Genomic DNA, 14,456 nt, shown 5'->3' with positions numbered 1-14,456 from the left:
TTTGTATGGTACAACTACAGTTACAAGCATGAAGGAACCCCAATCTCTGCTTCAAGGAGCTCTTGGGGTTTTTTTACATCATGATACAGGAGGCGAAGAAGCGTGGCGCCATTCACAATTATGGATATCAAATTGCTGTGCGGGGTCACGGCATTCAAGCGCGGAGAAGATTATAACCAATCTGGCAGGGTGACCAATCTGGTGGTCGGTGAGGATCAGCTTCATTATGAAGCTCAGGTACGTGGATCGGAGCGTTATCAGGTTACGGTGGATGTAGATGGATCAGGTGAGATTGTGGCAGGCTGCAGTTGTCCGGGTGACGGTAGGCATTATGACTATTGCAAACATGTCGCTGCTGTTCTGTTGGCTATTCACGAATGGGGTGAGCAGCAGGAGCGTAATGCCACGATTGCTTCGGGGAAGCCTCCTCAACCTGCTCCAGGCCAAGGAGCCAATACCAGTTCCAGTTCAGGTTCCAAGTCCAGGGTTGGGACGTTGGTCGAAGAGAGCATGTGGGAGCGACCGCAGTCCCCTTCACAACGAAAGCAACTGAATGATGCCCCAGAGCGTCCGCCCGTTCACTTTGCCCAAGCAGGTCGGCCAAGCTCAGCTTCGGGGTGGGGCCGCTCGGCAGATAAACCTTCTTACCGTACGGCGGATCAGATTCTGTCCATGTTTGCCAAGGATCGGAGACCGCTGCATGGAAATGATCGTAAATACACTGCCCCTGTCAGCCGTTCCTCCCTGCGGGAAGAATTGCAGGTTCAGTTTATATGTAAGCTGACACAGGTTCACAAGGGTGGTGGGAAACTTGCTCTTGAATTGAAAGTGGGTAACAAACGTCTGTATGTGGTGCAGAAAGTGAAGCAATTCCTGAACTGTATCGAGAAGGACGAGCCCATGTCATTTACCAAACTGTTCCACTATGATCCATTGATGCATGTTTTCACTCCGCAGGATCAGGCCATTCTCTCGATGCTTATTCGAATGAGACAGAGTGAGGAGGCCTATCGCCAATCCATCTCCGGTTATCTGGGAGCTTCGGACGGACGGGATATACTGATTGCTCCGCTCGTATGGAAGCCATTGCTGGAATTACTACTACAGGCCGACAGTCGGATGGAGGGCACGGGATTTGCCAATGGGCCACTCACACTAGGGGAAGGGGTACTTCCTTTATTTTACCGGATCGCCCAGGGAGCGAATGAAGGGTATCAGCTTGAAATTTCGGGACTGCGTGAGCTGATTCTTCTTCCTGCTTATGATGCCGCCGTGGTGGAAGGACAGTTGCATATGTTGGAGCCGATGCAGATGCGAAGTCTGGAGGACTTGAGTGGGGCGCTCACGTCGTATGGAATCAAGGAAAGCATCGATATATCGACTCAGCAGGTGGATGAATTCGTACAGCATGTCGTGCCAGAACTGCGTACGCTTGGACATCTGTCCATTGATTCGCAGGTGCGTGAACAGATCGCGGAACCGGAACTTTCACCGAAGCTGTACATTGACTTCTATCGTGAACGTATTACAGCGCGTCTGGAATTCGACTATGAGGTCATGGTTATTAATCCGCTTGCCGAGTATTTAATAGATGAAGAAGAGAAAAAGGTTATTTTGGTGCGTGATCGATACAAAGAGCGGAATCTGATTGAACGGCTTGATCGATCCTTTCTCGAAAGGGATGGTAGTGTTTGGGCGAGCGAACGGGAAGATGCAATATATGATGTAATGTATCATCTGTTGCCTGAGCTTGAGAAACAGGTAGATATCTATATGCCAAACGCCGTGAAGGCGATGGTGCAATCCTATCCAACACCGCCGAAAGTACGGGCAGATTTGGGAAGAGGATTGGACTGGCTGGAGATTTCATTTGAGATGGAAGGGGTGGACGAGCAGGAGCTTCAGGAACTCATGCGTCGTATTGTGGAAAAGAAACCGTATTTCCGTCTCAAGAGCGGTGTCTTTCTCTCGCTTGAAAATGAAGGTGCAGATAGCTTCGCTCACATGGCCGATTCACTTGGGCTGGGAGCAGGTGACATCAAGAGCAGCCATATCCGGCTGCCAGCTGTTCGGGCGTTACAATTGCCAGGCAGGGATGAAGTTTCCGGTCATGTGAAGTGGGGAGGCTCCCTGAAACGTTTCCTTGATGATCTGCGAGATCCCGAACGGATGGATTTTGCATTGCCAGAGACACTGACCCCCATCCTGCGGGATTATCAGAACAGCGGATACCAGTGGCTGCGTACCCTCGCTTATTATCGTTTTGGCGGCATTCTTGCGGATGATATGGGACTTGGCAAAACGTTGCAAAGCATCGCGTATATCACAGCGGTACTTCAGGAGAAGCCTGAGTACAACATTGAGCATACGAGCGGTGATAAATACCGGGAGAGCGGATCATTACGGGGTGGTGAAACGTTGGCGACTACCGACATCGATCCCGAAACTGGGCTCCCATTGGACAAGATGGCTTCAGTGAATACAGATGGCTTATGGTCTACGATGCAGCAGGATGGACTAACAATCCGAACGAGGGTCATTCATCCCCCGGTACTTGTCGTGGCGCCTGCCTCGCTAACATATAACTGGGCTAATGAGTTTGCGCGGTTCGCCCCGCATCTGAACGTACTGATTGCCGCAGGTCAGAAAGAAGAACGAGCCAATATGCTTTCAGGCATGGATGAGGCAGATGTGATTGTGACGTCGTATCCTCTGTTGCGACGGGATTTGGACACCTATCTCGGCCGAACCTTCCATACGCTCATTTTGGATGAAGCTCAGGCAATCAAAAATGCTTCTTCCCAGACCGCGCAGGCAGTCAAACAAATTCAAGCTCCGCGCCGTTTTGCACTCACAGGTACACCTGTGGAGAACTCGCTGGATGAATTGTGGTCCATTTTTGAAGCGGTATTCCCTGGGTTATTTCCAAGTTACAGAAGATTCCGCGACCTTCCTCCGGAACGGATCTCGCGGATGGTACGTCCGTTTATTCTGCGCCGTTTGAAGAAGGATGTGTTGGAAGAATTGCCTGATCGAATTGAAACGGTACAGCGGTCAGAGCTTACGGTTGAACAGAAGAAATTGTATGCCGCATACCTTTCCCAGCTTCAGGATGAAGCATCGAAGGACATGGAGGATAACGGATTCCAGAAGAATCGTATCAAAATTCTGGCTGGCATCACGCGCTTGCGTCAGTTGTGTTGTCACCCGGCCCTCTTTGTGGAAGGCTATCAAGGCGATTCCGGGAAAATGGAACAGTTGCTTGAAACGGTCGAGGATTGTTTGGCTGCAGGCAAACGAATCCTCATCTTTTCCCAATTTGCGAGCATGTTGAACCTGATTCGTCAGACCCTTGCGGCACAGGGAAGAAACCTATTTTACCTCGATGGTCAGACCCCTGCTCAGAGCCGGGTCGAGATGTGTCACAGATTTAATGAGGGCGAAGCTGAACTGTTCTTAATCTCCCTGAAAGCTGGAGGTACCGGATTAAACTTAACAGGGGCAGATACCGTTATATTATATGATCTGTGGTGGAATCCTGCCGTGGAAGAACAGGCAATTGGCCGTGCCCATCGCATGGGACAGAAACAAGTGGTGCAAGTCATCCGCTTGGTTACCGAGGGTACGATCGAAGAGAAGATTTTGGAACTCCAGCAGCGCAAGAAGGACTTGATTGCCGAAGTAATCGAACCGGGAGACGGGGGATCGACGACCTTATCCGAACAGGATATCCGCGAATTGTTGATGGTATAATGGAGTCCAAGCATCCTAGCAATAAGAATCATTAAATATATGAATCTATACAAGATGGACTAATCATTTACATGATAACGGAGAGGACAGAAATAACCTGAAAAAGCGAAGCGTTCGCCTAAAAGCTTTCTGAAAGAAAGCTGCATCGGAAGCATACGCTATCCCCGGATTTTCCCCTTTAAAAAAGTGAATTAAAAAATCTGGGGATAACAGCGATCGGAAGGTTGTTCTGTCATCGTAGTGTCAGTGTAAATAATCTTTAGTTCAACTTATCTAGCAAAAGGAGTGGGTTCGTGTGCGTATTCGCAAAGCGATTATTCCAGCCGCAGGGCTGGGTACCCGGTTTCTGCCTGCCACCAAGGCGATGCCTAAGGAAATGCTGCCCATCGTGGACAAGCCAACGATTCAGTACATTATTGAAGAAGCCGTAGCTTCAGGCATTGAAGATATCATTATTGTGACAGGTAAAGGGAAACGGGCCATTGAAGATCACTTCGATTATTCTTTTGAGCTGGAGCAGAATCTGGCGGACAAACAGAAGTGGGACTTGCTTAACGAAGTACGCAAACCCTCCGAGATGGCAGATATTCATTATATCCGTCAAAAGGAACCGAAGGGACTTGGTCACGCCATCTGGTGTGCCCGCAAGTTTATCGGCAACGAGCCTTTTGCCGTCCTGTTAGGGGATGATATTGTGGAAGCGGAACATCCCTGCCTGAAGCAGATGATCGATGTCTACGATGAACTGCAATCTCCGATTGTAGGTGTACAGCCTGTTGATTGGAGCGAGGTATCCCGCTATGGGATAGTGGACGGAGAGTTACTGACCCCTACCGATGATCGTGTCTTTCGGGCCCGCCGCTTAATTGAGAAACCAAAGACCGAAGATTCCCCTTCGAACCTTGCTATTATGGGACGTTATATTCTTACACCGGATATCTTTGAGATACTAGGTCAACAATCTGCTGGTGTAGGGGGAGAAATTCAGCTTACGGATGCCTTGTCCCGATTGAATGAACAGCGGCAGATTCTCGCATATCATTTTGACGGACTGCGTCATGATGTTGGTGAGAAGTTGGGCTTTATTGAGACATCGATTCACTACGCATTGCAACGCCCGGATCTACGGAAAGATCTCTTGAAGTATTTGGAACAGGTCGTAAAGGATCAATAAATGGTTTTCCGCATGCCCTTGAAGTCCAGCCGAAGAATGATATCGCGGCTGGGCTTTAATTTATTTTATGGAAGAGTAAATATGAGGGTTATACAGGCCAATGAACAAACACATACCCGACACTGTACATATACATAGTCAATATGAAGAAATGATGTCAACAGCAAAACGGAGGGATGTCATGAAGGTACTTCCGCTGTTTATGGATGGCGCTGCCATATTGGAACCCAAGGTTTATGGTGATCACCGTGGATATTTTATGGAGAGTTATAATGAGCAGGTTCTGCATGAACAGGGGATACAGCACGTCTTTATTCAGGACAATCAATCCTTGTCGGCTGAAGCAGGTGTTCTGCGTGGGCTTCATTATCAGCTTCAGCCTAAAGCACAGACTAAATTGGTGAGGGTTATATCTGGGGCTATATATGATGTGATTGTGGATGTCCGCACCTCATCCCCTACTTTTGGCCGATGGAAAAGTGTCATTCTAAGTGAATACAACCAGCGGCAACTGCTTGTTCCTCAAGGATTTGCTCATGGATTTTGTACCTTGGTGCCTAATTCCCTGGTAACTTATAAGGTAGACGCCTATTATTCGCCTGAACATGATCGTGGAATTCTGTGGAACGATCCGGCGCTGGCCATTGATTGGCCTGTGACGAAACCTATATTATCGGAGAAGGATCAGAAGCATCCTTTACTGAAAGATGCTGAACTGAATTTCGACTAATTAATCAGACTTTTCAGATACTTCTGTATCTGGAGGCAGAGGGAGAGAGACAGCATGAAACTACTGGTTACGGGTGGGGCCGGATTTATCGGCAGCAACTTTGTGTTATATATGCTTCGTGAACATCCGAGTTATGAAATTATCAATGTGGATGCATTAACGTATGCAGGGAACTTGGAGAACTTGCATACGGTAGAGTCCAATCCCCGATATACCTTCATCAAGGCAGATATTGCAGATGTACAGCAGATGGAAGCTGTTTTTTCTCAAGGCATCGATGTGGTTGTGAATTTCGCTGCCGAGTCTCATGTGGATCGAAGTATTTTGTCCCCGGATATCTTTGTGCGTACCAATGTGATGGGTACTCAGGTTCTGCTGGATGCGGCAAAGAAGTATCAAGTCACCAAATTTGTTCAGGTATCGACGGATGAGGTATATGGATCATTGGGTGCAACAGGGTTATTTACTGAAGATACACCTCTGATGCCAAACAGTCCTTACTCTGCAAGTAAAGCTGGCGGGGATCTGCTTGTAAGAGCCTATCATGAAACCTTTGGACTGCCTGTAAATATTACACGTTGCTCCAATAACTACGGGCCTTTTCAATTCCCTGAGAAACTGATTCCGCTGATAATATCCCGTGCATTAAATGATGAAGCCATTCCAGTATATGGTGACGGCCTCAATATTCGTGACTGGCTTTATGTTGAGGATCACTGCAGCGCGATTGATCTGGTGATTCATAATGGACAATCTGGAGAGGTATACAATATTGGTGGTAATAATGAACGTACTAATATTTACATTGTGGAGAGCGTATTGGAACAACTGGGTAAACCAGCGAGTTTGATTCAATATGTACAGGATCGATTGGGACATGACCGACGTTATGGTATAGATCCTACCAAGATACGTACAGAGCTCGGATGGCAACCTGCACACAATTTTGAGACAGGGATCAAGGAGACGATCGAGTGGTATCTGAAACATCAAGATTGGTGGACGAGAATTCAATCAGGCACATATCAGGACTATGTTCAGCTTCAGTACGGTAAGCGGATGGGTGATTCGTCCAAATGAACTATAGAGTTATGGTGACTGGCGCGGCAGGACAGCTGGGTTATGATGTGGTGAAGACCTTTCAAGCAGAGGGTCATCAGGTATTGGCCTGTGACAAAAACCAGATGGATATTACCGATCAACAGCAGTGCGCAGATATGATTACAACGTTCCGACCTCATATCATTATTCACTGCGCTGCTTATACGGCGGTCGATCAGGCCGAGGTAGATGAAGATACAGCATACGCAATCAATGCATCAGGTACTAGAAATATCGCGGTTGCCGCCGAGAAAGTGAAAGCAAAACTGGTATATATCAGTACCGATTATGTATTTGATGGGAGCGGGAGTACACCTTACCGCGAGTACGATGTAACGAATCCGCAGAGTGTATATGGCAAGTCGAAGCTTGCTGGGGAACGGCTGGTTCAAAGTTTGTGTACGCAATGGTTTATTATTCGAACATCATGGGTGTTTGGCGTGTATGGCAGTAATTTTGTCAAAACCATGCTGGAACTTATGGTGAAACGTCCACAACTGCAAGTTGTTCATGACCAACAAGGTTCGCCTACCTATACGGTGGATCTTGCCCGATTCATTCATATCCTTTCCATAAGTGAAAAGTATGGCATCTATCATGCCTCCAATTCAGGGACTTGCACATGGTACGAGTTTGCAGAGGCAATAAAAGAAGAAGCTAATAAGCAGAGTGGGTTCGAGCCTACAGCCGAACTTACGCCATGCACAACCGATCAGTTTCCGCGTCCAGCCCCCCGTCCTGCATACTCGGTGATGGATCATCTGGCGATTCGAACGAACGGTCTGGAACCTCTGAGACCTTGGCGTGAGGCACTGATTGCGTTTTTGAAAGAGTTGAGTGTACAGCAAAAGGACTGAGCATGTGGAGGGTCCGTGCTTTATTCCCAAACTGCACCCACCATTTAACAGCCGCCTCGGGCGGCTATTTTGTTTTACACCTTATCAATTCGGGTAGTTAGCTATCAAAAAGGTACTAAGGATGTGAATGTGATATGAAACGCATTGCCGCCGTGTTAATACTACTGATCGTTACCGTGGGCACACTCTTTTTCGCCTATGAAAGCGAGAGTGAGGAACAACGGGACGGATTTACCGCCTATAGATTAATCGCCCATGCGATGGGCAGCATTCGTGATCAACCATATACCAACGCCTATGAAGCGATGATTGCCAATTACGAGAAAGGCACACGTGTATTTGAGATCGACTTTATGTTAACCTCGGATCGCAAAGCCGTAGCCAGACATGAATGGACCGCTAATATGAGCAAAATGCTAGGACAGGACGAACAGCTTCCGGAGGATAGACAAGCCGGGGCACTGACACATGATGAATTTATGAATACGCCTATTTTAGGCATGTATCAACCCATGGATGCTGATGGCATTATAGATGTACTGGCCGAGTATCCGGATATGTATATCGTAACCGACACCAAGGAACAGAAGGATGAGGATATTCAGCAGGTGTTACAGTCCCTGGTGGATGCAGCTAAAGAACATGATCCCTCCGTGCTGGATCGGGTGGTTGTACAGATTTATAACGAACCGATGCTCGAAACGGTGAAAGAAGTCTATGCATTCCCTTCCATTATCTATACGTTATATGCCACACAGGATACAGAAGCTCAGGTTGTTGATTTTGTACAAAAGAATGATATTGATGCCGTGACTATGCCGGAATATAAAGTAAACCAGAATTTCGTCGCCAAGCTGAATAGTGCAGGTTCTGTCACCTACGTGCACACCATCAACGACACTGAACAGGTGGCTAACTATGAGAAATGGGGCGTGTACGGGGTATACTCTGACGTGCTGACGGAGCAGGAGTTGGATGAAATGAATACACGTTTTGCCTGGAAACCGTAAAAATACATGTTTTTCTGTTCCCCTTTTTATACGAACATTGACACTCGCTGCCTGCTGACTTAGACTTAGTTTACAAGCTTTCTAGGATGCAGAAGAACCTCTGGAGGAATGTTCGTTGATAGACATGATTAAGCAGTGGAGACATGTATTTAAGCTTGACCCAGACCGGGAAATTACGGACGAAGAACTCGATCTGGTCTGTATGTCGGGGACCGATGCAATTATCGTTGGCGGATCTTCGGGGATTACCTATGATAACACGGTAGACCTGATGTCCCGTGTGCGTCGTTATGAGTTGCCATGTGTGCTTGAAGTATCCGATCTGGAGGCTGTTGTTCCCGGGTTTGACGGATATTTGATCCCGATGGTCTTGAATGCAACGGACAGCAAATGGATGATTGGGCACCACCAGCAAGCGATAGAGCGTTATGGTTATCTCATCCCGTGGGATCTACTTATTGCCGAGGGTTATATTGTGCTCAATGCAAACTCCACGGTAGCTCGGTTGACTGGCGCAGATACGGATCTGACGACAGGAGCTGCGGTGGCATATGCCCAGGCTGCGGAGCGTCTACTCAATCTTCCAATTGTATACATGGAGTACAGCGGAACGTTCGGAGATATGGAGCTTGTTGGTGAGACACACAGACAATTGGATCGGGCACACCTTATCTACGGCGGCGGAATTGATGATTCGGAGAAAGCCGCGCAAGCTGCCCAGGTGGCAGATACTGTCGTGGTAGGTAACATTGTGTACAGCGATTTAACTAAGGCACTTGAGACGGTGTTGGCTGTAAAAGGAACCATTTAATCGGTTTAGTTTACCATTCCCCCATTTTCCCCTTATGATCTGTTAAAATAGAACTTTGCCCTTACTAATTAAGCAATTCGTATACAAGAGTAAGGTTTACACAGAAACGAAGTGTTCTCTCTTGTATTTTTACTACCTTTAAATATAAGCTAAACTAATTTTTACACGAGAACGAAGAGGACAGAAATAAGCTGGAGAAGCGGAGCGTTCGCCTTTATTACCGGATTTTTACCTTTGAAAAAGTAGATGAAAAATCCGGGAATAACAGCGATCGGAAGATTATTCTGTCATCGGAGTGGCAAGTGTAACCTATTAATTTTGCTTTATAGACCAACCAACGAAAGGAGCATGCATGCATGCAACCTGTAAATATACATGATGCCGTTGCACGGCTTAACACCCCTCAACGGCAAGCCGTCGAGGCGACGGATGGCCCGCTGCTGATTATGGCAGGAGCGGGGTCCGGCAAGACCCGGGTGCTGACACACCGGATTGCCTACCTTATTGCAACACGGAAGGCACCCCCGTGGGGCATTTTAGCGATTACATTTACGAACAAAGCCGCCCGTGAGATGCAAGACCGTGTATCCCAACTCGTAGGTGGCTCCCAAGGCCGCGACATTTGGGTATCCACGTTCCACTCCATGTGCGTGCGAATTCTGCGCCGTGATATTGAACGTATTGGTTTTACCTCCAACTTCAGTATTTTGGACTCATCGGACCAATTATCTGTAATTCGCAGCTGTATGAAAGATCAGAATATCGATACCAAGAAATTTGAGCCCAAAGCAGTTCAATCCATGATGAGCACGGCCAAGAATGAACTGATCAGTCCGGAGCAATATGAGAAGCAGTCGGGAGACTATTTCGAGGGTATTGTGGCGAAGGTATATAAGATGTATCAGAAAAAGTTAAGAGCCAACAACTCACTTGATTTCGACGATCTCATTATGCAGACCATTCAACTGTTCAAAGAAGTGCCGGAAGTCCTCGACTTTTACCAAAAGAAATTCCAATACATTCACGTGGACGAGTATCAGGATACGAACCGTGCACAGTACATGCTGTGCCGCATGCTCGCTGACAGTCACCATCACATCTGCGTTGTAGGGGATAGTGACCAGTCGATCTATCGCTGGCGTGGGGCGGATATCAGCAATATCCTGAACTTTGAGAAAGATTACCCTGAAGCAAGTACGATTTTGCTGGAGCAGAACTATCGTTCAACTTCCAATATCCTGAATGCAGCGAATGAAGTGATCGGCCTGAATACAGGGCGTAAACCGAAGAAACTGTGGACGGACAAAGAGGGTGGTTCGAAGATCAAGGTGTACCGTGCGGATTCCGAGCATGATGAGGGGTATTTTGTTACCTCTGAGATTAGTAAAAATGTGAAGAACGGCAAATCCTATCAGAACCATGCCATTTTGTACCGTACCAACGCTCAGTCCCGGGTTATAGAGGAAATTCTGATCAAGTCTGATATTCCGTATCAGATTGTCGGCGGCATCAAGTTCTATGATCGTAAAGAGATCAAGGACATTCTGGCGTATCTGCGCCTGTTATCCAACCCCGACGATGATATCAGTCTTACACGGATCATTAATGTACCAAAACGTAGCATTGGTGATACAACAGTAGCGAAGCTCGCGGCTGCGGCAGGAGAGCGTGGAATTTCTATTTTCCGTGTACTTCAGGTCGTAGATGATCTTGGTTTTGCTGGTCGTACGCGGAATGCGCTGGTGGAGTTCTATGACATGATCGCTGCGTTGCATCAGATGGTAGAGTATCTGTCTGTAACTGAACTGACCGAGAAGATTCTTGAGATGAGCCAATACCGTCTTGAGATGCAAAATGAAAACACACTCGAATCTCGTGCACGGCTGGAGAACATTGAAGAGTTCCTGTCGGTAACGATGGAATTTGAGAAAAATAATGAAGATAAAACGCTCGTGTCGTTCCTCACCGATCTTGCATTGATTGCTGACATCGACAGCATGAACGATGATGAAGAGGATCAGAGCGACGCGGTTACCCTGATGACCATGCACAGCGCCAAAGGTCTGGAGTTCCCGGTTGTCTTTATCGTAGGTATGGAGGAAGGAGTCTTCCCGCATAGCCGTGCCTTTATGGACAATGAAGAGCTGGAGGAAGAACGCCGACTTGCTTATGTAGGGATCACCCGTGCGGAAGAGCAACTTTTCCTGTCTTGTGCACAGATGCGGACGTTGTTTGGACGTACAACAGCGAACCCGCCTTCCCGCTTCCTGGATGAAATTCCGGATGAGCTGAAGGAAGACACCTCCATGGCTCGTGATCGTTACCGCCGTGGCAGTAGCGGAGGAGGCTCATATGGTGGACGCGGACTAGGTTCCAGTGGAGGAAGTAACTTCGGTGGTGGCACCAAGCTGTTCGATCACCAAAGTAAAAGCGGTTCATCTGCTACCTCATCCACGCCAACTTCGCGTGTGACCACAAGTGTCTCCCGCCCAACATATTCTACGCCATCCTCTGCTTCCAAGCCGGTAGCTTCTGATGGTGAAGCAGGATTCAAGGCAGGAGATAAAGTGCAGCATGGCAAATGGGGGACAGGCACCATTGTTGCGGTCAAAGGGACAGGTAATGATACCGAACTGCAGATTGCCTTCCCGGCTCCGGTGGGTGTGAAACGTTTGCTTGCCGGCTTTGCCCCTATTACGAAAGTAGAATAAGAACGAAACCTCCTTTTTGCACGATAACGGAGAGAGCAGAAATAACTTGAAGAAGCATAGCGTTCGCCTTTATCCCCGGATTTCCACCTTTTAAAATGGATTAAAAGAAATCCGGGGATAACAGCGATCAGAAAGTTATTCTGTTATGGGAGTTCACGTGCAATAGGAGTGTTCGTTCTACATAGATCAAATTAACGGAGGGATGGCCCTGTATGGACCCGATGCACCGGATGGAGCAACTCGTTACCGAGCTGAACCAGCATAATTATCAGTACTACACGATGGATCAGCCACAGATCAGCGATAAGGAGTATGATCTTCTGTACGATGAACTGGTTACGCTGGAACAGGAAAGCGGCATGGTTCTGCCTGATTCTCCAACACAGCGTGTGGGTGGCGAACTGCTAAAGGGGTTTACCCCGCATCGCCACTTATCCTCCTTATGGAGTCTGGACAAAGCACAGAATATTGAGCAGCTTCGGAGCTGGAATACCCGTGTACTGAAACTGATTAATGACTATAACAGTAAAAATCCCGATACGCCTTTACCGGAACCAGGTTATGTCATTGAGTTGAAGTTTGACGGATTGACGTTGAACCTGACATACACCAACGGTGAGTTGGTGCAAGCCTCTACACGAGGGAACGGTACCGTAGGTGAAGGTATTTTGGCACAGGTAAGAACGATCCGATCCGTTCCGCTCAAAATTCCTTACACAAGCGGTACGATTGAAGTACAGGGTGAAGGCATCATGAATCTGTCTGTCTTGGACCGATACAATGAGACAGCGGCAGAGCCACTCAAGAATGCGCGTAATGCAGCAGCAGGAGCGCTCCGCAACCTGAATCCGAAGGCGACGGCTGAGCGTCGGTTGAATGCTTATTTTTATAATGTAGGTTATTCGGATGACATTCAGTTTGCCAATCATCAGCAGATGATGGATTTCCTGCGTGAGAACCGCTTCAAAGTTAATCCATCCATCACGTATTTCCATGAGTTTGATGATGTGATGGAACAACTGGCCGCGATTCAGGAGAACCGAGGGCAGCTAGACTATCTGATCGATGGAGCTGTTATCAAAATTACGGACATGCGCACCCGCGAGGTGTTGGGTTATACCGATAAATTCCCTCGCTGGGCGGTGGCATATAAATTCGAGGCTGAAGAGACCACGACGGTTCTTAACGCTGTGGTATGGAATGTGGGCCGTACTGGCAAAGTAACTCCGCTGGCACGCGTAGAACCGGTTGAACTTGCCGGGGTAACGGTACAGAACTGTACTCTGAACAATGTCGGCGATATTGAGCGCAAAAATCTGAAGTTTGCTCTGGGCACACGGGTCTTTATCCGTCGCTCCAACGACGTCATTCCTGAGATTCTGGGTAAAGTGACGGAGGAGAGTGATGGTGAGGAGATCGTCTTCCCTGAGCAGTGTCCTGCATGTGGATTCCCACTGGAGCAACGCGGAGCGCATCTGTTCTGTAACAATAGACTTGCGTGTAAACCACAAACGGTGGCACGTATTTCCCATTTTGCTTCCCGTGATGCTATGGACATCGAGACGTTCAGTGAGAAAACAGCGATTCAGTTGTATGATGAATTGAACGTACGTGAGCCTGCCGACCTGTATACGTTACAGTTTGATGATCTGGTGAAGCTGGAGCGGTTTGGGGAAAAGAAAGCGAACAACCTTATCGCTGCGCTTGAGCTTAGTAAAGATAGAGACTTGGCTTCCTTCTTATACTCACTGGGTATTCCGAACACAGGTAAATCGACAACGCGCATGCTCGCTGATCATTATCGAGATCTGCACGCCATTATGAATGCAACCGTGGAAGAACTGGTTGAACTACCCGACGTCGGTGGTATTGTGGCAGAGAGCATCGTAAACTTTTTTGCAGATCCGTTTACACAGGCTGCAATTGAGAAAATGCTCAACTTGGGTGTGAAAGCTCAGGCACCTGAGGCACCAGCCGTTGCTGTTGTGGAAGATTCCTTCTTCAGTGGTAAAACGGTCGTCTTGACCGGAACGCTACATCAATTGACGCGGGAAGAGGCAACGCAAAGACTGGAAGCGCTCGGAGCGAAGGTGACTGGCAGTGTGTCGAAAAAGACAGATTTGGTTATTGCCGGAGAGAAGGCAGGTAGTAAACTAACCAAAGCCCATGATCTCGGCATTCCAACGATTGAGGATGAGGACGAACTTGTACGTCTTTTGAACCCCTAGGGTTAAAGTGTAATCAGAGAGTTCATAATGAGGAAAAAGAAAAAGGCCCCCGAAGACACGAATATGTGATCGGGGGCTTTT

9 protein-coding genes are annotated in these 14,456 nt (G+C 47.8%); all 9 read left to right on the top strand.

Translation table 11 applies throughout. From position 1 onward, the window contains the following. Nucleotides 1-102: 102 nt before the first annotated feature. Nucleotides 103-3,753, top strand: coding sequence for a DEAD/DEAH box helicase (locus MKY01_RS28515; protein ID WP_127551803.1), 3,651 nt, complete (start codon nucleotides 103-105; stop codon nucleotides 3,751-3,753). Between the two features lie 295 nt (nucleotides 3,754-4,048). Beyond that, a complete protein-coding gene (galU, locus tag MKY01_RS28510) occupies nucleotides 4,049-4,927 on the top strand; it encodes a UTP--glucose-1-phosphate uridylyltransferase GalU (RefSeq protein ID WP_076209856.1) in 879 nt (292 codons plus the stop codon). 181 nt (nucleotides 4,928-5,108) lie between these two features. Further along, nucleotides 5,109-5,657, top strand: coding sequence for a dTDP-4-dehydrorhamnose 3,5-epimerase (rfbC, locus tag MKY01_RS28505; protein WP_127551787.1), 549 nt, complete (start codon nucleotides 5,109-5,111; stop codon nucleotides 5,655-5,657). A gap of 54 nt (nucleotides 5,658-5,711) precedes the next feature. Then, entirely contained in the window at nucleotides 5,712-6,737 is a 1,026-nt protein-coding gene (gene rfbB / locus MKY01_RS28500; protein WP_036667707.1) for a dTDP-glucose 4,6-dehydratase, read from the top strand. Next, complete coding sequence (gene rfbD, locus MKY01_RS28495) at nucleotides 6,734-7,615, top strand: dTDP-4-dehydrorhamnose reductase (protein WP_282320137.1); 882 nt, start codon at nucleotides 6,734-6,736, stop codon at nucleotides 7,613-7,615. Before rfbB ends, rfbD begins: the two co-directional genes overlap by 4 nt. A gap of 134 nt (nucleotides 7,616-7,749) precedes the next feature. Continuing rightward, nucleotides 7,750-8,625: a phosphatidylinositol-specific phospholipase C/glycerophosphodiester phosphodiesterase family protein gene (locus tag MKY01_RS28490; protein ID WP_076328773.1), complete on the top strand. Its 876-nt coding sequence runs from the start codon at nucleotides 7,750-7,752 to the stop codon at nucleotides 8,623-8,625. 115 nt (nucleotides 8,626-8,740) lie between these two features. Further along, nucleotides 8,741-9,436: a heptaprenylglyceryl phosphate synthase gene (locus MKY01_RS28485; RefSeq protein ID WP_036612366.1), complete on the top strand. Its 696-nt coding sequence runs from the start codon at nucleotides 8,741-8,743 to the stop codon at nucleotides 9,434-9,436. Nucleotides 9,437-9,792: 356 nt separating this feature from the next. Next, the gene (gene pcrA / locus MKY01_RS28480) at nucleotides 9,793-12,147 is read left to right on the top strand and encodes a DNA helicase PcrA (protein WP_036612363.1); all 2,355 of its coding nucleotides are present in this window, start codon (nucleotides 9,793-9,795) and stop codon (nucleotides 12,145-12,147) included. 212 nt (nucleotides 12,148-12,359) lie between these two features. After that, on the top strand, nucleotides 12,360-14,375 hold the full coding sequence (ligA, locus tag MKY01_RS28475) for an NAD-dependent DNA ligase LigA (protein ID WP_127551778.1): 2,016 nt from the start codon (nucleotides 12,360-12,362) through the stop codon (nucleotides 14,373-14,375). The last annotated feature ends 81 nt before the right edge of the window (nucleotides 14,376-14,456 follow it).

Origin of the sequence: Paenibacillus sp. FSL R5-0486 (genome assembly GCF_037975155.1) — a bacterium.
Lineage (GTDB): Bacteria > Bacillota > Bacilli > Paenibacillales > Paenibacillaceae > Paenibacillus > Paenibacillus amylolyticus.
This window is presented reverse-complemented; position numbering and strand designations above follow the sequence as displayed.

What these genes read in the sequence shown, in the direction of transcription:
- rfbD (WP_282320137.1), top strand. Translation starts at nt 6,734, where the DNA reads ATGAACTATAGAGTTATGGTGACTGGCGCGGCAGGACAGCTGGGTTAT.
- rfbB (WP_036667707.1), top strand. Translation starts at nt 5,712, where the DNA reads ATGAAACTACTGGTTACGGGTGGGGCCGGATTTATCGGCAGCAACTTT.
- ligA (WP_127551778.1), top strand. Translation starts at nt 12,360, where the DNA reads ATGGACCCGATGCACCGGATGGAGCAACTCGTTACCGAGCTGAACCAG.
- pcrA (WP_036612363.1), top strand. Translation starts at nt 9,793, where the DNA reads ATGCAACCTGTAAATATACATGATGCCGTTGCACGGCTTAACACCCCT.
- MKY01_RS28490 (WP_076328773.1), top strand. Translation starts at nt 7,750, where the DNA reads ATGAAACGCATTGCCGCCGTGTTAATACTACTGATCGTTACCGTGGGC.
- rfbC (WP_127551787.1), top strand. Translation starts at nt 5,109, where the DNA reads ATGAAGGTACTTCCGCTGTTTATGGATGGCGCTGCCATATTGGAACCC.